This window comes from Rhizobium sp. TH2, from assembly GCF_024707525.1.
Taxonomy (GTDB): domain Bacteria; phylum Pseudomonadota; class Alphaproteobacteria; order Rhizobiales; family Rhizobiaceae; genus Rhizobium_E.
The window spans coordinates 72,077-91,035 of sequence record NZ_CP062231.1; the positions used below are offsets into that span (position 1 = coordinate 72,077).

At 61.5% G+C, this 18,959-nt stretch carries 18 protein-coding genes; 12 read left to right on the forward strand and 6 right to left on the reverse strand.

The annotated features are described in order from the left end of the window. The first annotated feature begins 151 nt into the window (after positions 1–151). Positions 152–1,924 (forward strand): cytochrome c biogenesis protein DipZ, encoded by a 1,773-nt coding sequence (locus IHQ71_RS00455; protein ID WP_258159917.1) that lies wholly within the window; start codon positions 152–154, stop codon positions 1,922–1,924. A gap of 45 nt (positions 1,925–1,969) precedes the next feature. Continuing rightward, positions 1,970–2,722 carry an alpha/beta fold hydrolase gene (locus IHQ71_RS00460; protein ID WP_258159918.1) on the forward strand — a complete coding sequence of 251 codons (753 nt, stop codon included), beginning with the start codon at positions 1,970–1,972 and terminating at the stop codon, positions 2,720–2,722. A 61-nt stretch (positions 2,723–2,783) separates the two neighbouring features. On the opposite strand, the gene IHQ71_RS00465 is transcribed toward IHQ71_RS00460, so the two are convergent. Further along, positions 2,784–3,686, reverse strand: coding sequence for an AraC family transcriptional regulator (locus IHQ71_RS00465; protein ID WP_258159919.1), 903 nt, complete (start codon positions 3,684–3,686; stop codon positions 2,784–2,786). A 98-nt stretch (positions 3,687–3,784) separates the two neighbouring features. Between IHQ71_RS00465 and IHQ71_RS00470 the strand changes: the two genes are divergently transcribed. Beyond that, positions 3,785–4,528 carry an SDR family oxidoreductase gene (locus tag IHQ71_RS00470; RefSeq protein WP_258159920.1) on the forward strand — a complete coding sequence of 248 codons (744 nt, stop codon included), beginning with the start codon at positions 3,785–3,787 and terminating at the stop codon, positions 4,526–4,528. Positions 4,529–5,125: 597 nt separating this feature from the next. Here IHQ71_RS00470 and IHQ71_RS00475 read toward each other — a convergent pair. Then, positions 5,126–5,692: a TetR/AcrR family transcriptional regulator gene (locus tag IHQ71_RS00475; protein ID WP_258159921.1), complete on the reverse strand. Its 567-nt coding sequence runs from the start codon at positions 5,690–5,692 to the stop codon at positions 5,126–5,128. A gap of 131 nt (positions 5,693–5,823) precedes the next feature. Here IHQ71_RS00475 and IHQ71_RS00480 point away from each other — a divergent pair, with 131 nt between their 5' ends. Beyond that, positions 5,824–7,035 (forward strand): MFS transporter, encoded by a 1,212-nt coding sequence (locus tag IHQ71_RS00480; RefSeq protein ID WP_258159922.1) that lies wholly within the window; start codon positions 5,824–5,826, stop codon positions 7,033–7,035. A gap of 15 nt (positions 7,036–7,050) precedes the next feature. Here IHQ71_RS00480 and IHQ71_RS00485 read toward each other — a convergent pair whose 3' ends face one another. From IHQ71_RS00485 to IHQ71_RS00495, 3 genes are all read right to left on the reverse strand, one after another. Beyond that, positions 7,051–7,482, reverse strand: a complete 432-nt coding sequence (locus IHQ71_RS00485) for a MarR family transcriptional regulator (RefSeq protein WP_258162990.1) — start codon at positions 7,480–7,482, stop codon at positions 7,051–7,053. 328 nt (positions 7,483–7,810) lie between these two features. After that, the gene (locus IHQ71_RS00490) at positions 7,811–8,242 is read right to left on the reverse strand and encodes an RbsD/FucU family protein (RefSeq protein WP_258159923.1); all 432 of its coding nucleotides are present in this window, start codon (positions 8,240–8,242) and stop codon (positions 7,811–7,813) included. Beyond that, the gene (locus IHQ71_RS00495; protein WP_258159924.1) at positions 8,242–9,468 is read right to left on the reverse strand and encodes an ROK family transcriptional regulator; all 1,227 of its coding nucleotides are present in this window, start codon (positions 9,466–9,468) and stop codon (positions 8,242–8,244) included. The genes IHQ71_RS00490 and IHQ71_RS00495 overlap by 1 nt, the downstream gene beginning before the upstream one ends. A gap of 227 nt (positions 9,469–9,695) precedes the next feature. On the opposite strand from IHQ71_RS00495, the gene IHQ71_RS00500 reads away from it, so the two are divergent. From IHQ71_RS00500 to pyrC, 4 genes are all read left to right on the forward strand, one after another. Continuing rightward, complete coding sequence (locus IHQ71_RS00500; protein WP_258159925.1) at positions 9,696–10,721, forward strand: sugar ABC transporter substrate-binding protein; 1,026 nt, start codon at positions 9,696–9,698, stop codon at positions 10,719–10,721. A 115-nt stretch (positions 10,722–10,836) separates the two neighbouring features. Continuing rightward, complete coding sequence (locus tag IHQ71_RS00505; RefSeq protein ID WP_258159926.1) at positions 10,837–11,895, forward strand: ABC transporter permease; 1,059 nt, start codon at positions 10,837–10,839, stop codon at positions 11,893–11,895. Continuing rightward, positions 11,895–12,671, forward strand: coding sequence for an ATP-binding cassette domain-containing protein (locus IHQ71_RS00510; protein WP_258159927.1), 777 nt, complete (start codon positions 11,895–11,897; stop codon positions 12,669–12,671). The genes IHQ71_RS00505 and IHQ71_RS00510 overlap by 1 nt, the downstream gene beginning before the upstream one ends. Before the next feature lie 114 nt (positions 12,672–12,785). Beyond that, a complete protein-coding gene (pyrC, locus tag IHQ71_RS00515; protein ID WP_258159928.1) occupies positions 12,786–13,826 on the forward strand; it encodes a dihydroorotase in 1,041 nt (346 codons plus the stop codon). 3 nt (positions 13,827–13,829) lie between these two features. Here pyrC and IHQ71_RS00520 read toward each other — a convergent pair whose 3' ends face one another. Continuing rightward, entirely contained in the window at positions 13,830–14,087 is a 258-nt protein-coding gene (locus IHQ71_RS00520; protein WP_258159929.1) for a BolA family transcriptional regulator, read from the reverse strand. Positions 14,088–14,180: 93 nt separating this feature from the next. Here IHQ71_RS00520 and IHQ71_RS00525 point away from each other — a divergent pair, with 93 nt between their 5' ends. The 4 genes from IHQ71_RS00525 to IHQ71_RS00540 all read left to right on the forward strand — a co-directional run bounded on the left by IHQ71_RS00525 (position 14,181) and on the right by IHQ71_RS00540 (position 18,858). After that, complete coding sequence (locus tag IHQ71_RS00525; protein ID WP_258159930.1) at positions 14,181–14,795, forward strand: J domain-containing protein; 615 nt, start codon at positions 14,181–14,183, stop codon at positions 14,793–14,795. A gap of 96 nt (positions 14,796–14,891) precedes the next feature. After that, positions 14,892–15,884: a cobaltochelatase subunit CobS gene (gene cobS / locus IHQ71_RS00530; RefSeq protein ID WP_374989936.1), complete on the forward strand. Its 993-nt coding sequence runs from the start codon at positions 14,892–14,894 to the stop codon at positions 15,882–15,884. Positions 15,885–15,901: 17 nt separating this feature from the next. Beyond that, positions 15,902–17,803, forward strand: coding sequence for a cobaltochelatase subunit CobT (gene cobT / locus IHQ71_RS00535; RefSeq protein WP_258159932.1), 1,902 nt, complete (start codon positions 15,902–15,904; stop codon positions 17,801–17,803). A 26-nt stretch (positions 17,804–17,829) separates the two neighbouring features. Further along, positions 17,830–18,858, forward strand: coding sequence for an esterase-like activity of phytase family protein (locus tag IHQ71_RS00540; protein ID WP_258159933.1), 1,029 nt, complete (start codon positions 17,830–17,832; stop codon positions 18,856–18,858). Positions 18,859–18,959 lie beyond the last annotated feature (101 nt).

Here is an 18,959-nt window from a genome sequence, read left to right on the forward strand (position 1 = left end):
GTAGCCGCGCTGCCCGGCCTGTACATTCCGATACATTTCCCCGGCCCAGTGGACACATGCCGGATACGTCGCCCCCGCCAAATGCGTCTCGTTGCTTGTGCCGGCCGCTGCCGGGGCAATCCCCGTCAAACGGTTATCAAAGGAAACGAAGATGACGCTCATTATCATTGCCTATCTCGGAGGCGCGCTGACGATCCTCAGCCCGTGTATCCTCCCCATCCTGCCCTTCGTGTTCGCCCGCGCCGGCCAGCCCTTCATGAAGAGCACGCTGCCGTTGCTGATGGGCATGGCGATCACCTTCGCTTTCGTCGCGACCCTCGCTGCAGTCGGCGGAAGCTGGGCCGTCCATGCCAACGAATATGGCCGGTTTGTCGCGCTGGCGCTGCTCGCGGTGTTCGGCCTCAGCCTGCTGTCGCCACATGTGGCGAGCGTGATCGCCCGGCCCGTCGTCGAATTCGGCAACCGGCTTGTGTCATCCGCGGGAAATCCCGCAGCGCCGACAATAGCCGGCTCCCTTGTCCTCGGCATCGCGACCGGACTGCTCTGGGCCCCTTGCGCGGGACCAATCCTCGGCCTCGTGCTGACGGGTGCGGCCCTTCAAGGCGCCAATGTCGAGACGACACTGTTGCTCCTCGCCTATGCAGCGGGCGCTGCAACCTCGCTCGCCATCGCGCTGTTCGCCGGCGGCAAGGTTTTCTCCCGGATGAAACAGTCCCTGGGCCTGAGCGAAAGGCTTCGCCAGGGTCTTGGTGTGGCGGTTCTCGTGGGTGTCACCGTGATCGCGCTCGGCGCCGATACGGGCCTGCTGGCACGACTTTCCTATGCCAGCACCGCGGTCTTCGAACAGGCGGTGATCGACCGTTTGCATGAGGAGAAATCTCGGAACCGGGCCTCGGTAGTCGCTGACAACAGCTCGATGACGATGGTCGCGAATTCCAAGGCGCCCTTCATCAGCGAACTGCCGGTCGAGGGTATCGCGCCAGCGCTTGATGGTGCCGTCGATTGGCTGAACTCCAAGCCGCTGACGGCAACTGACCTGCGCGGCAAGGTCGTCCTCGTGGATTTCTGGACCTATTCCTGCATCAACTGCATTCGCACCGTGCCCTATGTCCGCGCCTGGGCGGAGAAGTACAAGGACCAGGGCCTCGTCGTCATTGGCGTCCATGCCCCCGAATTCGCCTTCGAGAAGAAGATCGACAATGTCCGCAAGGCTGTCGAGGACTTCAAGATCGGCTATCCGGTCGCCATCGACAACGACTTCCGCATCTGGCGCGCTTTCGAGAACAGCTACTGGCCGGCGCACTACCTGATCGATGCGAAGGGGCAGTTGCGCTACCATCATTTCGGCGAGGGCAATTATGCCCAGACCGAGCAGGCCATCCAGGATCTGATGCGCGAGGCCGGCAAGAAGATGGCGGCCGAAGCAACGGTCACGCCGGATGCGAAGGGCACCGAAATTGCTCCCGACCTCCAGAACATCCGGTCGGGCGAGACCTATCTCGGCTATGATCGCGCCGCGAGCTTCGTGTCACCCGAAGGCCTGCTGTCGAATACGTCGCGCGACTACTCCGTAACCGAACCCGGCCTCAATGAATGGGGTCTCTCGGGTCGCTGGACGGTCGCTGCCGAAAAGGCAGTCCTCGATAATGCCGGCGGCGGCATCGCCTACCGCTTCAGCGCGCGTGATCTTCATCTGGTGCTCGGACCGCGGGCCGACGGCAAGCCCGTCCGTTTCAAGGTGACCGTGGACGGCAAGGCACCGGGCAAGGACCATGGCGCCGATATCGATGCCGATGGCAACGGCCAGATCACCACCACCAAGCTCTACCAACTCGTCCGCCAGGCGGGCGATGTCGAGGCGCGCAATTTCGAAATCCGCTTCCTCGGTCCCGGCGTCGAGGCCTACGCTTTCACCTTCGACTAGGCGCATCCAACCCCAACCTCACTCATCAACCAAAGGAAACCGACCATGAGCCGCATATCCACATTCGCTCTCGCATTCTTCACCAGCGCCATCGCCTTCGCAGCCCAAGCAGCCGAGGTCCGCAACATCGTCATCGTGCATGGCGCGCTGGCCGACGGCTCCGGCTGGCGCAAAGCGACCGAGATTCTCGAAAGCCGCGGCTACAACGTCACCATCGTCCAGCAGCCGATCACCTCGCTCGCCGATGACGTGGCGGCGACAACCCGGGTGCTCGACCTGCAGACCGGCCCGACCCTGCTTGTCGGTCATAGCTATGGCGGCATGGTGATCAGCGAAGCCGGTGACCGGCCGGATGTCGCGGGCCTCGTCTATGTCGCAGCCTTCCAGTCGGACAAGGGCGAAAGCCTGATCGCGCTTGCAAGCTCAAAGCCTGCCGGCGGCATGAACATCCGCGAGACGAAGGACGGCCAGTATCTCTATATCGACCCGGCCGCATTCGCCAACGACTTTGCCGCCGACCTGCCGAAGGACGAGGCTGCCTTCCTGGCGAAGTCGCAGGTCTTCGCCTCGAAGAAATCCTTCATCACCAAGGCGGGGAATCCCGCGTGGCGCACCAAGAAGAGCTGGTCGATCGTGGCCACGCGGGACCGCTCCATCAATCCGGAACTCGAACGCGACATGGCCAAACGCGCCGGTAGCATCGTGACCGAGATCGAAGCAAGCCACGCCGTCTTCGCTTCGCAGCGCGAGAAGGTCGCCGACGTCATCGACCAGGCAGCCAAGGCACTCGGCAACTGATCATGCGGTGGCAGCCGCTCCGGCGGCTGCCATTCTCCTTGCCCACGCGCAGACTGGATCCCTAGCTGACCATTGCCACACGCGCGTAACGGCCCGGCGGCTGGCCAACATGGCGGCTGAATGCGGTGCTGAACGTGCTGGCGGAGCGATAGCCGACCCGCTCGGCGACGTCGGCAAGGGCGACGTCGTGGCTCCGGAGCAAATCCTTGGCGATCGCCATGCGCCATCCGAGCAGGTATTCCATCGGCGGAACGCCCACGGCGCGCGTGAAGCGCTCGAAAAAGGCGGAGCGGGATAGCGCCGCCGCCTTGGCAAGTTCGATCATCGTCCAGGCGCGCGCGGGATCGCCGTGCATCAGCCGTATCGCAGCCGCCAGCCGCGCATCGCCCAGTCCTCTAAGTAGTCCGGGAGGCGCGTCGCCCTGCACCGATCGCAGTGCTTCGACCAGCATCACTTCGACGAGGCGTGAGAGCACGAGGTCGCGACCAGTGCGCTGTTCGTCCGCTTCCTCGGCGACCAGCCGCATCAATGTTGAAAGCCGCGCCGCGCCGCGCACATGCACCAGCGTCGGCAGCATCGAGACGAGCAATCCCACATCCCGTGAGTCGAAGATGAAATAGCCGCCGAGCAGGCGCACATCGGGCTCGCCATCCGGCCTGCCGTGGCGGACCTCGTCCGTCGGGGCAGGGGCAGTCTTCGGGTCGATGAAAGCAGGCGTTGCCGGCTCGAAGCCCGAGATGATGAAGCCGGGAGTCGATGGCAGCAGCACGAAATCGCCGGCCTCGAGCGTGATGGGCTCCTGCCCATCGACCGCGAGCCGGCAACTACCCTCGATGACGGTGCAAAAGCTGGGATGGCCGAAATCGGAATAGCGCACGGCCCAGCGGCCGGCGCCGCTGATGCCCTTGGTGAAGACCGTGCGCGGCCGGAGCAACGTGATGATTTCGGAGAGCGGATCGATCATAACAGGACGTTAGCAAATGAATTATGGACTTTCAATCGTAGAAAATCCTGTCTAGGCGCGATATTTCTAAGTCATCGCAACCCAACAAGGATCAGACAATGAAAACCGTAATGATTACCGGCTGCTCGTCCGGCTATGGCCTGGAAACCGCCCGCCATTTTCACACGATGGGCTGGAACGTGATCGCCACGATGCGGACGCCACGCGAGGATGTTCTACCCAAATCGGACCGGATTCGCGTTCTTGCGCTCGATGTCACCAGGCCGGCGAGTATCGCGGCAGCGCTCGAAGCCAGTGGCCTGATCGACGCATTGGTCAATAATGCCGGCATCGGCGGGTTCGGCGCCTTCGAGGCGACCCCCATGAGCACGGTGCGCGAGATCTTCGAGACCAACACATTCGGCGTCATGGCGATGACTCAGGCGGTGGTACCCCAGTTCCGCAGCCGCGGCTCGGGTGTCGTGGTGAATGTCACCTCGAGCGCCACATTCGTGCCCATGCCGCTGGTGGCCGTCTACACCGCGAGCAAGACGGCGATCGAGGGATTCACCGGGTCGCTTGCGCATGAACTCGGTGCGTTCGGCGTGCGCGCCAAGCTTGTCGAGCCAGGCTATGGTCCCACGACGGCCTTCTCACGGAACTCGGCACCGCAGATGGAAGGGTTGATCCCGGAACCGTATGCGGCGTTTGCCGGACAGGTTCTCGCGCAATTTGCCGAGCCGAGCGAATTTACGACCGAGCCGGATGTTGCCGAGGCCGTATGGCGGGCTGCCAACGATGTGTCGGATCAGTTGCGATTTCCGGCGGGCCCGGACGCCGTGGCGCTCGCCAGCTCGGCGTGAGCAGTGTGCTTGCTGTCTATCGAATGGCTGGGTGGAATGCCTGTTCCGGTATGGGACGATTTCATGCACGGCCGGCTTCGATCCGGAGCAGCGCTTCGGAAAGCCTGATCGGGCGATCAGCGGCAGGACATCGTGTAAGCGCAGGCCTGTGTGTCGCGGGTCGAGAGTTCGAACGCGGAGGCGCCGAAACTCGTCGCGACCATCGCAAACAGCAGGAAATATATGGCTTTCATGATAGGTATTCCTCAGTCACATGCGCTGGCAGAATCACAGGCTGCCGCGTTCGTCGTTCCTGCCGTCATTATGGAGCCGCATGTCGAAACTGTGACAATTGCGAGCAAGACATAGGCAAAAAGCTTGGTCATGGTTAACCCCCGGTAAACGCTGCGGCACTGTGATTTTTTTATCGTGCCTGCCATATGGCATGCGACGTCGGTGCGCGCTGTTCCAAAGGTAACAGAGAGCTCGATTTAGGCTATTTGCCCTAAGCGAACCTTACCTGCACAGCAGATATTGGTGTTCATGATGGCTTGCGGGAGTGACGCATTTGCATGGCTTCCCTGCACCGGAAGCGAAGCGAAACATGCAGGCTTATAATCAGGCCGTAACGTCGTGGCCTGCCTTGCGCAACAGATCATGGACATAGGCGATCGAGACGTCGCGGGCGCCGAAAAGGATATGGTACATGATAGGGGCGATCACGCCATCGACGAACGTATCGACGTCGAGCGGCTTCTCGCCGCGCGCCAGCGCGCGCCCGGCGATCAGATGTATATGATCATAGGTATAGCTGCAGCTCTGCCCGGCATAAGGTGCGTTGGCGCTGTTGGAGAAGAGGTCGCGCAGCAGCGTGCGGCCCACCGGCGAGGAGAATTCTTCCATGTATTGTTCGGCAAAGGCCTGCAGGTCGCTGTCGGTCGAGCCGGTATCGTCTGGATCCGCCACCGGGCGGAGCCGCTCGACGGCGACATCGGCGAGTAGTTCGGATAGATCCCCCCAGCGGCGGTAGATCGTCGAGGGCGGCACGCCGGCGCGCGAGGCAATCATCGGCACCGTGAGTTCATCCCGGTTCGCCTCGGCCTGCAATTCCTTGACGGCCTTGTGGACCTCCGACTGGATGCGCGCGCTTCGTCCGCCGACACGCGTCCGTTCCCGCACATTCATCGCCTGCTCCGCACTTTCATATATGGCACCTATGAATATTTTTGATCTTAACGCAAACTATTTGAATTAAGAAGGTCGCCGGTCTATATCACCTTAACGCTAAGATTTAGCATTAAGGATTGGCCATGCTTATGTCCAGCACGAAACCATCAAATTCGGGTGATCGCTTCAGGCCCTCAACCGGCATGATCACGCTTTATGGCGTCATCGCCGCCGCACTGTTCTCGGCGTCGAGCAGCGCCCCGACGCCGGTCTATCATCTCTACCAGGAAAGCCTCGGGCTCTCGCACCTGATGCTGACCGTCATCTTCGCGTCTTATGCCATCAGCCTGCTCATCTCGCTGCTGACGGTCGGCGGTCTTTCGGATTATATCGGCCGCAAGCCGATGATCCTCGCAGCCCTCCTGCTCAATGCCGCCGCCATGATCATCTTCGTCCTCGCGGGTTCTGCAACGGAACTGATCCTTGCCCGCGTGATCCAGGGTTTCGCCACGGGTGCGGCAATGACCACGATGGGTGCAGCGATACTCGACAATGACAAAGCCCGCGCGCCGATCCTGAATTCGGTGACTGCCTTTATCGGCCTGACCTTCGGATCGCTCGTCTCGGGCGCCTTCGTCGCCTGGCTGCCGTTGCCGACCCATCTCATCTATGTGCTGCTGTTCGCCATCTCGGCTGTGCTGCTGCTGCTCCTGCCTTTGATACCGGAGAGCACGGCCGGCAAGCCGGGTGCTCTTGGCGCCATCGTCCCGCAGGTTCGTGTGCCCCGTGCCGCACGAAGGACCCTCGCGCGCATCACGCCGGTCAATATCGCCGGCTGGGCGCTGGGCGGGTTCTATTTCTCGCTCATGCCATCGCTGGTGCGTGCCGCGACGGGCCTGACGTCGCCATTCGTCGGCGGCCTTGTCGTCGCTCTGCTGACACTGACCGCGACCTTCGTCGTCCTCATCCTGCGCAATCGTCCAGGTGCACAGGTCCTGTTGATCGGAACAGTATCGCTGATCGCAGGCGTTGCGGTCACGCTCGGCGGCGTCTGGATGCATTTCTCGCCGGTTCTGATCGCCGGCGCGATGATCACCGGCATCGGTTTCGGCGGTTGTTTTTCGGGTGCGATGAGGACGATCGTTCCGCTTGCCGCGCCTGACGAGCGCGCAGGCCTGCTCGCGGCCTTCTTCGTTCAGAGCTATCTGGCATTCAGTCTGCCCGCCGTGCTCGTAGGTATTGCCGCCCCGGTTCTGGGTCTCTCGTACTCGGCCTATATCTACGGCGCCGCGGTGATGGGGCTCGCCACGATCTCCCTGATCTTGGCCCGGCTTCCCGAGAAGGCATTGTCGGAAGCGTAATTAAACGCCCGGAGCCTACAGGCTTCGGGCGTTCGCTATGGCCCAGCGGATATATTCGAGCATCAATTCCTTCTCGAAGCGCCGGAAACCCTTGAACAGGTCCTGATCAGCCTCGCGCGCCGCGTCCATCGCGGGGCCTTCGATACTCTTTCCCTTTGCCGTGAGGAAATTGCAGGTCGCGCGGCGATCTCTAGGATGCTGCCGGCGCTCGATGAGGCCGTCACGCTCCATGCGCCCAAGCGTGTTGGCGAGCGTCGCCTGCTCCACCTCCAGCCGGTCCAGCAACTCCCGCTGCGTCAGCCCGTCTTCGTTCCAGAGTTCGAGCAGCACGGGAAACTGTCCCGGCAGGAAGCCCAGGGAATATGCGCGGCTCGCGAGCGACTTGGAAAAGCCCTTCGCAAGTAAAGCGGAAAGATAGGCTGCTGAATCCATGCGGTTATGGGACATGGCTGATGAATAGAGCGGGATTCTGCTCAAGTCTCAAGAAAAATCATCTTCGCAGGGTAATATACACCGAAAAAAGCCGCGTTGACCCGATTGGACACGCGGCGGAGATGTTTTCGCGGGGGAAAAGCGGACAAGGGCCCGAGAGGGGGGAAAGAGGCCCTTGTCCGCATCAACAGCTGGCGAGGCGGGGGACGGAGCCTTTGTGCCAGCTTTTCGGTGAACATTCGCGTTCACCAGTATTGCTGATATGTGCCCCGGATGAGCCGCGTTCAAGTGCCGGCAAGGTTACAATTCTGTAATGGATTTGCGCTGGCTTGTTTCGTCGAATTCACGAGGGCTCGATTACGCCCTTGCGAAGGATGATATTGCCGTAAAGGCGTGATTCCGAGGTCTGTACGATGGTGTGGGCGGCACGAACACGAGCATAGAAGAGGTCGGGGGCGAGGGGTGCGACATCCTGTCCCGGCTCCCATTTCAGGCAGATCGCGATCATCTCGACATGCACCGGATCGGGCTGGTCGGGACGATCGGCGACCACGGCACGGAAGATCGCCTGCGGAACCCTGTTGTCGATCGGCATCACCGAAAGCACGGCGTCGAGAACACGGATCACGCCATGGCCATCGGCGCGGACAAGGCGCCTCGCATGTTCCTCGCCGGGATAATTGCCATCGACCAGCGCGATCTCGTCGCCATGGCCCATCGAGCGCAGTGTCGAAAGCAGTGCCGGGCTCAGCACCGGATCGATCCCCTTCAACATCACGCCATCTCCTTGAAAAGCACGCTCTGGTCTATGTGGTAGCGGGAAAAGAGCGGCAGACTCGCCGCCCCGATGGCGCGCGCCGCCGAGCCCACGAGCCCTTCCTCAACAATGGGCGGCTCGATGCCCTGGAGGTCGAGTTTCCCGAGTTCCCGCCGCGCGACTTCGGTCACTTGCGCTCGGACCGACGCGGCAAAGCCGCCATCGATGATCACCGCCTCGAAATCGATGACGGAACAGACCGTGGCGATCGCAAAGGCCAGCGCCTTGCCGGTCATTTCGATCCAGCGGGCCGGGATTTCGCCGAAATCGTCCCAGGTCTCCGGCGTCAACCAGATCGAGGACGGATCCTTGCCGGCCTCCAGCAGCAGCTTTTCCAGCAGCACCACGGACGCATGGTCGATCAACTGGTCCTGTCCGCCGTCGCGGCTCTTGAACGGCATGGAACCGAAAGCACCGGCGTTGCCTGTCCGTCCCGGATAGAGCGCGTGATTGAGTACCACGCCGCCGCCGATGAAGGAGCCGAGAAAGAAATAGGCGAAATCCGCAAAGCGCGGACCGTGGCCGAAGGCGAGTTCGGCCGCACATGCCGCCGTGGCGTCGTTCTGGATGAAGACCGGGAACGGCAGCCGCTCGCCGAGCATCGCGGCAATGTCAGCGTCGCGCCAGGCATCCATGTCCTCACGCGGCGCGCCCATTTCCTCCACCCAGTTCCAGAGCTCGAAGGGCAGGGCCGCGCCGAGACCCGCGATGCGCCGCCGATCATCCGCCGAGATCGCCTCGAGGATCGTGGCAGTACTCTTTTCGACGAACGCCACGATACCGGCGGGGGTGGGATAGCGATATGCCTCATGCAATTGCTGCCGCACCCTTCCGGTGAAATCCATCAGGATCAGATCGGCGCTCCGGCGGCCGATCTTCAGGCCCAGTGACAGCACGCCATCCGGATTGAGGCTCATCGGTATGGAGGGCTGTCCCACCTTGCCGCGCTGCGGATCGCCGCGTTTCAACAGGCCGTCCTGTTCCAGCGCGCGCATGATCACCGACACGGTCTGTGCGGACAGGCCCGTCCTGCGGGCGATCTCGGCCTTCGACAGGCTTCCATGGCGGCGGACGAGCGACAGCACCAGCCGCTCGTTATAGGCGCGGACACGGGTTTGATTGGCGCCGCCCATCGGGTCGACCACCCCGGAAACGCCATCGGGATTCATCTCTGTAATCGCCATTGCCCTTTCTCCTCCCGGGCATTGGTATGTCAATGGCTCACGAACATGCCACATCCAATAAATAAATCAATTCACTTTATTTATTGACATGATTTTCATTCGATGCTTATTTTATCCCGGCTGATCGCACGGGCTGGAGGAGCTTAGCGTGATACCCGCATGGGTGCGATCGCTGGAACCGGCGGTGGAATTGTCCGCTGCCAGACATCATTCCTTGGGAGGAATTCATGAAGAAATCAGTTCTTGCCGCAACCCTCGGCGCGCTCGCGCTTGGCGTTGCTTTCTGCGGTTCTGCCAGTGCGGCCGACGTCTCTGCCTGCCTGATCACCAAGACCGACACCAATCCCTTCTTCGTCAAGATGAAGGAAGGCGCCACCGCCAAGGCCGCCGAACTCGGCATCGAACTGAAGGCTTATGCCGGCAAGGTCGATGGTGACCATGACAGCCAGGTCGCGGCAATCGAATCCTGCATCGCAGATGGCGCCAAGGGTATCCTGATCGCCGCTTCCGACACCAAGGCTATCGTCGACCAGGTCAAGAAGGCACAGGATGCAGGCATGCTCGTGATCGCGCTCGACACGCCGCTCGACCCGGCGACCGCAGCCGACGCCACCTTCGCCACTGACAACCTGCTCGCCGGCAAGCTGATCGGCCAGTGGGCCGCGGCAACACTGGGCGACAAGGCCAAGGACGCCAAGATCGGCTTCCTCGATCTCTTGCCGTCGCAGCCGACCGTCGACGTCCTGCGCGACCAGGGCTTCATGATCGGCTTCGGCATCGACCCGAAGGACCCGAACAAGATCGGCGACGAAGACGATCCGCGCATCGTCGGCCACGACGTGACCAACGGCAACGAAGAAGGCGGCCGCACCGCCATGGAAAACCTTCTCCAGAAGGATCCCGACATCAACGTCATCCACACGATCAACGAACCGGCTGCTGTGGGCGCCTATGAAGCGCTGAAAGCCGTCGGCAAGGAAAAGGACGTCCTGATCGTTTCCGTCGACGGCGGTTGCCCGGGCGTCAAGTCGGTCGCTGAAGGCGTCATCGGCGCGACCTCGCAGCAGTATCCGCTGCTGATGGCATCGCTCGGCATCGAAGCGATCAAGAAGTTCGCCGACACCGGCGAGAAGCCCAAGCCGACCGAAGGCAAGGACTTCTTCGACACCGGCGTGGCACTGGTGACCGACAAGCCGGCTGCAGGCGTTGAATCCATCGACGTCAAGACCGGCACCGACAAGTGCTGGGGTTGATCGTCTGACCATCCGGGTACACTATACCTTGAGGGCGGCTCCGGCCGCCCTCTTAAAACCGTAAGACCGGCAGCATAAGCCGGACAGCGGCTTATCACCCCTTGGGAGGGCTACCATGGCCAGCATTCAGGAATTCGAGAAGGTTCTCGATCAGAGCGACACGTCAGTCGCCAGTTTCGAGAGCCAATCGGCACTCCAGCGCGTCCAGCATTTTCTGCATTCCAAGCCGGCGGCAACTCCGGCTATCGTTCTCATTCTCTCGATCATCGTATTCGGTGTGCTGAAGGGCGAGCGCTTCTTCACTGCAGGCACGCTGACATTGATCCTGCAGCAGATCGCGGTCGTCGGTATTCTCGGCGCGGGCCAGACGCTGGTCATCCTGATTGCCGGCATCGATCTCTCGATCGGCGTCATCATGGTGCTCTCGGCCGTCGTCATGGGCAATTGCGCGGTCACCTATGGAATACCCGCGATCCTGTCCGTTCCGATCGGCATGCTGACGGGCGCGCTCTGCGGCCTGCTCAACGGCTTTCTGGTCGCCAAGGTCAAGCTGCCGCCCTTCATCGTGACGCTGGGCACCTGGTACATCATCATGGCGACGAATTTCATCTATTCGGCCAATGAGACGATCAGGCGGGCTGATATCGAAACGTCGGCGCCATTGCTCGGCCTGTTCGGCACGAGTTTCAAGATCGGATCGGCCGTCTTCACGCTCGGCGTCATCGTCATGGTCGTCCTTGTGCTGGTGCTCTGGTACGCGCTCAATCACACCCCTTGGGGGCGGCACCTCTATGCGGTGGGTGACGATCCGGAAGCCGCGAAACTGTCGGGTATCCGCGTCGATCGCGTGATGCTTGGCACATACACGTTGGCGGGCCTGATCGCGGCGCTCGCCGCCTGGGTTTCGATCGGCCGCAACGGCTCGATCTCGCCATCCTGGGCGGTCACCGACTACAATCTTCAGGCCATCACCGCAGCCGTGATCGGCGGCATATCGCTGTTCGGCGGGCGAGGCTCGATCCTCGGTACGCTGATCGGGGCGATGATCGTTGGTGTTGTGTCGATGGGATTGAACATGCTGGGCGCCGACCCGCAGTGGAAGGTCGGGCTGACCGGCGTCCTCATCATCTCGGCGGTCGCGATCGACCAGTGGATCAGAAAGGTGGCAGGCTGATGGAACCTCTTCTCACCGCACGCGGCGTCACCAAGCGTTATGGCCGTGTGACCGCGCTCGACAGCTCCGACTTCGATCTCTATCCCGGCGAAATCCTCGCCGTGATCGGCGACAACGGCGCCGGCAAATCCTCGCTGATCAAGGTCATCTCCGGTGCCGTGAGGCCCGACGAAGGCGAAATCCGCATCGATGGCAAGGTTGTCCATTTCTCCAATCCCATGGAGGCTCGGGCAGCCGGCATCGAGACGGTCTACCAGAATCTCGCGCTTTCGCCGGCGCTGTCGATCGCCGACAACATGTTCCTCGGCCGCGAAATTCGCCGCGAGGGTCCGCTCGGCTCTATCTTCCGGATGCTCGACCGGCCCAAGATGGCGAAGATCGCCCGCGACAAGCTCAGCGAACTGGGACTGATGACGATCCAGAATATCCACCAGGCGGTGGAGACGCTCTCGGGCGGCCAGCGCCAGGGTGTCGCTGTCGCGCGTGCGGCTGCATTCGGCTCGAAGGTCATCATCCTCGATGAGCCGACGGCAGCCCTCGGCGTCAAGGAATCGCGCAAGGTGCTCGAACTCATCCTCGACGTGAAGTCGCGCGGCATGCCGATCGTGCTGATCTCGCACAACATGCCCCATGTGTTCGAAGTGGCCGACCGCATCCATATTCACCGGCTGGGCAAGCGGCTCTGCGTGATCAATCCGAAGGAATACACGATGTCGGACGCGGTCGCCTTCATGACCGGCGCCAAGGCACCTCCGGCGGAGGCGATGGCCGCCTGACGAGGCTTCGGTTTCGCGCATGATAAAGGCCGGGGGTCTTGATTGTCCGCCGGCTTTTTCTTGTGCTGTTTCGAGCAAGGCGTTAAGGCATCCCAGACTTCAGAGGAGCCTTTGATGACGTCACTCACGATCCGCCGCCCTGACGATTGGCATTTGCACTTGCGCGATGGCGATATGCTGAAGGGCGTGCTGCCCTACACCTCCGCCCATTTCGCGCGCGCGATCATCATGCCCAATCTCGTGCCGCCCGTTGTGACGACCGCCGATGCCCAGGCCTATCGCGAACGGATCATGGCGGCGCTGCCGGCGGGCGACAGGTTCCAGCCGCTGATGACGCTCTACCTGACCGAAGGCACGAACCCCGACGACGTCGAGCAAGGTGCGAAGTCCGGCCTGGTCACGGCCGTAAAGCTCTATCCCGCAGGCGCCACGACTAATTCCAGCTCCGGCGTCCGCAATTTCGAGAACGCCATGCCGGTACTCGAACGCATGGCGAAGATCGGCCTGCCGCTTTGCATCCACGGCGAAGTGACGACGCCGGAGGTCGATATCTTCGATCGCGAGTCCGTCTTCATCGAGACCGTGCTTGATCCACTTCGCTTGCGGCTGCCCGAACTGCGCATCACGCTCGAACACGTCACTACATCGGATGGCATTGATTACATCAATGCCTCGAAGGCCAATCTGGCCGGCTCGATCACCACGCATCACCTGATCATCAACCGCAACAATATCCTCGTCGGCGGCATCCGCCCGCATTATTACTGCCTGCCGATCGCCAAGCGCGAGAACCATCGCCAGGCGCTCCGCAAGGCCGCGACCTCGGGCAATCCGAAATTCTTCCTCGGTACCGATTCCGCACCCCATGTCGATCCGCTCAAGGAATGCGCCTGCGGCTGCGCCGGCTGCTTCACGTCGATCAACACCATGTCCTGCCTTGCGCATGTGTTCGAAGAGGAGGGCGCTCTCGACAAGTTGGAAGCTTTCGCGTCGATCAATGGTCCGGCTTGGTATCAGCTTGCGCCGAACGAGGAGCGGATGACGCTGGTCAAGCGCGACGCGCCTGTCGAATTCCCACCAAGGATCGATACCGGCGCGGGGCCGGTAACGGTCTTCGACCCGCTATTCAAATCGCATTGGGATGTTGAGGCCTGACGGTTACTTCACCTCGATCGCCAGCGCATGCAGCCCTTCATCGAAGGCGAATTTCAGCGCGGCGTTGATCTCGCGGTGCTGGTTGACGCGGCTTTTTCCACCCAGTGCGTCGGCCGAGATTCGAATGCGATAATGCGTGTCGTTGGTGGCCGCTGCCTCCGGATTATGCCCGGCATGCAGGTTGCTTTCGTTGACGATTTCGAGAAGGCTGGGGTGGAAGGCGGCTTCGAGGGCGGACCTCATCCGGGGTTCGAGGCTCATGGCGCATGCTTTCGCTAAAAGCCCCCACAAAGCCTAGAACTTTCCGATTTGTCAATTCTTGCAGTGCGGCATCGGCGGACCCATAATGTGGGGATGAAACTGGATTCCAAATATTTCGATTCCATCCGCACCCGGCGCAAGGGTCCGAAGGCTGAAGAGCCGCCTTCGAAGCCCGTTTGTCAGTGGGATGGCTGCGAGAAGCCGGGCGTACATCGCGCGCCGGTGGGCCGCCATGCCGAAAACCAGTATTTCGTCTTCTGCTTCGAGCATGTGAAGGAATACAACAAGGGCTACAATTACTTCTCCGGCCTGTCGGATACCGAGGTCGCCCGCTACCAGAAGGAAGCCGTGACCGGCAACCGCCCGACCTGGAGCATGGGCGTCAACAAGGATGCCAAATGGGCGCCGAAGCAGAACCAGGCGCGTGCGGGTGCCGCCAAGATGCGCGATCCGTTCGGCTTCACCGGCTGGCGCATGAACCAGCGGACGGAACCCACCGAACATAGGCGGCTCAAGCCGCTGGAGACCAAGGCCTTCGATACTCTGGGCCTCGTGGCCGGCGCTACATCGAGCGACATCAAGTCGCGATACAAGGAACTGGTCAAGAAGCACCATCCTGACGCAAATGGAGGAGATCGCGGCTCGGAAGAACGATTCCGCGCGGTGATCCAGGCTTATCAATTGCTCAAGCAGGCGGGCTTTTGCTGACCACGCCGCGCTAATCTTGTTGTCACACGCCAAAACCCGCGATAGGACATGCGCCTGTGATTTTTGCGGCCGTTCATCGCCGGTCGCTCTGGAGATATGATGACGAAGATGGATCTTGAAACTTTAAAGCTTCCGGACACCAAAGTTTCCGTCCGGGAGAAGTTTGGCATTGATTCCGATATCAGCGTGCCTGCCTATTCCGAAGCCGACGCCCATGTGCCGGACCTCGACCCGGATTATCTGTTCGATCGCGACACCACGCTCGCCATCCTGTCAGGCTTCGCGCACAATCGCCGCGTGATGGTCTCGGGCTATCACGGCACCGGCAAGTCGACACATATCGAGCAGGTGGCGGCGCGCCTCAACTGGCCCTGCGTCCGCATCAATCTCGACAGCCATGTCAGCCGTATCGATCTCGTCGGCAAGGACGCGATCGTCCTCAAGGACGGCAAGCAGGTCACCGAATTCAAGGATGGCATCCTGCCCTGGGCCTACCAGCACAATGTCGCGCTCGTGTTCGACGAGTACGATGCCGGCCGCCCGGATGTGATGTTCGTCATCCAGCGCGTGCTGGAAGCCTCCGGCCGCCTGACGCTGCTCGACCAGAGCCGGGTCATCCGCCCGCATCCAGCCTTCCGCATCTTCGCGACGGCCAATACCGTCGGCCTGGGCGATACGACCGGCCTCTATCATGGCACGCAGCAGATCAACCAGGCCCAGATGGACCGTTGGTCGATCGTCAGCACGTTGAACTATCTGCCTTTCGAGCACGAAGTGAACATCGTTGCCGCGAAGGTGAAGCACTTCGTGGCCGACAAGGGCCGCGACGCGGTCGCCAAGATGGTGCGCGTCGCCGAACTCACCCGCGCGGCCTTCATCAACGGCGATCTGTCGACCGTCATGAGCCCGCGTACGGTCATCACCTGGGCGGAAAATGCCGCGATCTTCGGCGATATTTCCTTCGCCTTCCGGCTGACCTTCCTCAACAAGTGCGACGATCTCGAACGTGCTCTGGTCGCTGAGCAGTACCAGCGGGTGTTCGGCGTCGAACTCAAGGAAAGTGCCGCCAATCTGGTGCTTGGCGTCTGAGCGCCCTGGAATAGGACATGGCTGGATCAGGCGACAATTCACGGGCAAGACCGGGCCAGGTGGCGGATCTCGAACCGTTCCGCCGGGCGCTGACCGGCTGCATCCGCTCGATCGCCGGATCGGCGGAAGTCGAGGTGAATTTCGCCAACGACAAGCCGGGCGTGGTCGGCGACCGCATGCGCCTGCCGGAACTCTCCAAGAAGCCGAATGCCGGCGAACTGGCCGTTCTGCGTGGGCTCGGCGATTCCATGGCGCTGCGCCGCGCCTGCCATGATGAGCGGCTGCATTCCTCTCTCGCCCCGGCGAGTCCTGACGCTCGCGCCATCTATGACGCCGTCGAGCAGGCTCGTGTCGAGGCGATCGGTGCGAGCCGCATGGAAGGCACCGCGCAGAACCTGCATTTCATGCTCTCCGACAAGTATTCGAAGGCGAATTTCCGCGGCATATCGGGCCGCGATGACGCGCCGATCGAAGAAGCCATGTCGATGATGGTCCGCGAAGTGCTGACCGGCACGCCGCCGCCGGCCAGCGCCGGCCAGGTGCTCGATCTCTGGCGCGGCTTCTTCAAGGAGAAGGCCGAGAAGGAAGTCGGCTCGCTGAAGAACGTCATGGAAGACCAGGAGGCATTCGCCCGGCTGGTGCGCAACATGCTGGCATCGATGGATCTCGCAGAGGATATCGGTGACGACTCGTCGCAATCCGAAGACGACGACAGCGCATCCGAGGAAGATCAGCCGCGCAGCCAGGAAGACAACGACGATTCCTCCGAAGACGACGCGGGCACCGAGGAATCGCCGGCGGAAGAGAACGAAGCCGCTGACGACCAGATGGATCAGGGCGAGACCGACGGCGCCGAGATCTCCGAAGACGACCTCATGGAAGAGGGCGACGACGAATCCGAGACGCCCGGCGAGGTCAAGCGGCCCAACAATCCCTTCGACGAACTCAACGAGAAGGTCGACTACAACGTCTTCACCCATGAATTCGACGAGGAAATCGCCGCCGACGAACTCTGCGACGAAGCCGAGCTCGACCGCCTGCGCGCATTTCTCGACAAGCAGCTTGCCCATCTTTCGGGCGCCGTCGGTCGTCTCGCCAACAAGATGCAGCGCCGGCTGATGGCACAGCAGAACCGCTCCTGGGATTTCGATCTCGAGGAAGGCTATCTCGATTCGGCGCGGCTTACCCGCATGGTGATCGATCCCATGCAGCCGCTCTCCTTCAAGATGGAACGCGACACCAAGTTCCGCGATACCGTGGTCTCGCTGGTCATCGACAATTCGGGCTCCATGCGCGGCCGGCCGATCACGGTTGCCGCGACCTGCGCCGACATTCTGGCGCGCACGCTCGAACGCTGCGGCGTCAAGGTCGAGATTCTCGGCTTCACGACCAAGGCCTGGAAGGGCGGCCAGTCGCGCGAAAAATGGCTCGGCAGCGGCAAGCCCGCATCGCCTGGCCGTCTCAACGACCTACGCCACATCATCTACAAGTCGGCAGACCAGCCCTGGCGGCGCGCCAAGCGCAATCTCGGCCTGATGATGCGTGAAGGCCTGCTTAAGGAAAACATCGACGGCGAGGCGCTGATCTGGGCGCATAACCGCCTGCTTGGCCGGTCCGAGCAGCGCCGCATCATGATGATGATCTCGGATGGTGCGCCGGTGGATGACTCGACACTGTCGGTCAATCCGGGCAACTATCTCGAGCGCCATCTGCGCGCTGTCATCGAACAGATCGAGACCCGCTCGCCGGTTGAACTGCTGGCCATCGGCATCGGTCACGATGTCACGCGCTACTACAAGAAGGCCGTGACTATCATCGATGCCGACGAGCTTGCCGGCGCGATGACCGAACAGCTCGCAGCGCTCTTCGAGGATGATGCGGCATCCGGCCACGCTGGCCGCAGCCGCAAGCGTGCCTGACCAGAAATCGGCGGAAGGATGCTTGCGTGGCGGTGAAAAAGAGATGGACGATTGCAGCATTCCTGCCCTTCGTCCTGTTTGCCGCATTCTTCCCCGCAGCCTTCGGCGGCCAGCCCGCCAGGGTCGATGGCGAGGTCATATCAGTCAAGTCCCTGGTCATCGACGAATTCAAGCGCGGTACGGGAAAACGCTTCGGCGAGCTTGAATATCTCGGCGGTCTGGTCATGGCGACCAAGAATGGCGAGATGGGCGCGGTGTCCTCGATCCGCATCCTGCCCGATCTCAAGCATTTCATTTCAATCATGGATACCGGCCATTGGGCCGTGGGCGAGTTCGAGCGCGATGCAGGCGGCAGGCTCTCCGGCATCGGCGACTACAAGATCTATTCGATGGTCGGCTCGGCGAGCCGTAAGAGCAAGGATCACAAGGACAATCTCGACGCCGAAGGCATGGTGATCGCGGGCGGTCACATCTATGTCAGCTTCGAGCGCGACCATCGCATCGCTGCTTTCCCACTGGAAGGATTCGAGACGGCAAAGCCGGTCGAAATCGAGAAGCCAGTGCTCGACAAGGGCTATAAGCTACGAAGCAATGGCGGCATGGAGGCCGTTCTGAAATCTCCCAGCAATGGACCGTTGGAGGGCGCGTTGGTCTACGTCTCCGAGCGCAGCTACAACGACCAGGGCAATTTCATATCAGGCGTGCAATCCGGGCCGCGCAAGGGCACGTTCTTCGTCGAACGTATCGGCGCTTACGACGTGACCGACGGCGTATTCTTAAAGGACGGCACCTTCCTCTTGCTGGAGCGCAAGTTCGGCCTGAAGGACGGAATCGGCATGCGCATCCGCAGGTTCGACGGCAAGGATATCGAGTCCGGCAAGACGATCAGCGGCTCGATCGTCATGGAAGCGGATTTCTCCCACCAGATCGACAATATGGAAGGTCTGGACGCCTTCCCCGCTGCCGATGGTTCGACGCATCTGATCGTCACATCCGACGACAACCATTCGCTTCTCGAACGGAATCTGCTGCTTGAGTTCAAATTGCTGGAGTAAGGTCCGCAAAAGTCCGACAAAATAAGAGATTTCGGGCGCCTTCATCAAACCGTTGGATTGATTTGCGATGGCTAATGGTCTGATAATGCGGCGCAGCAAGA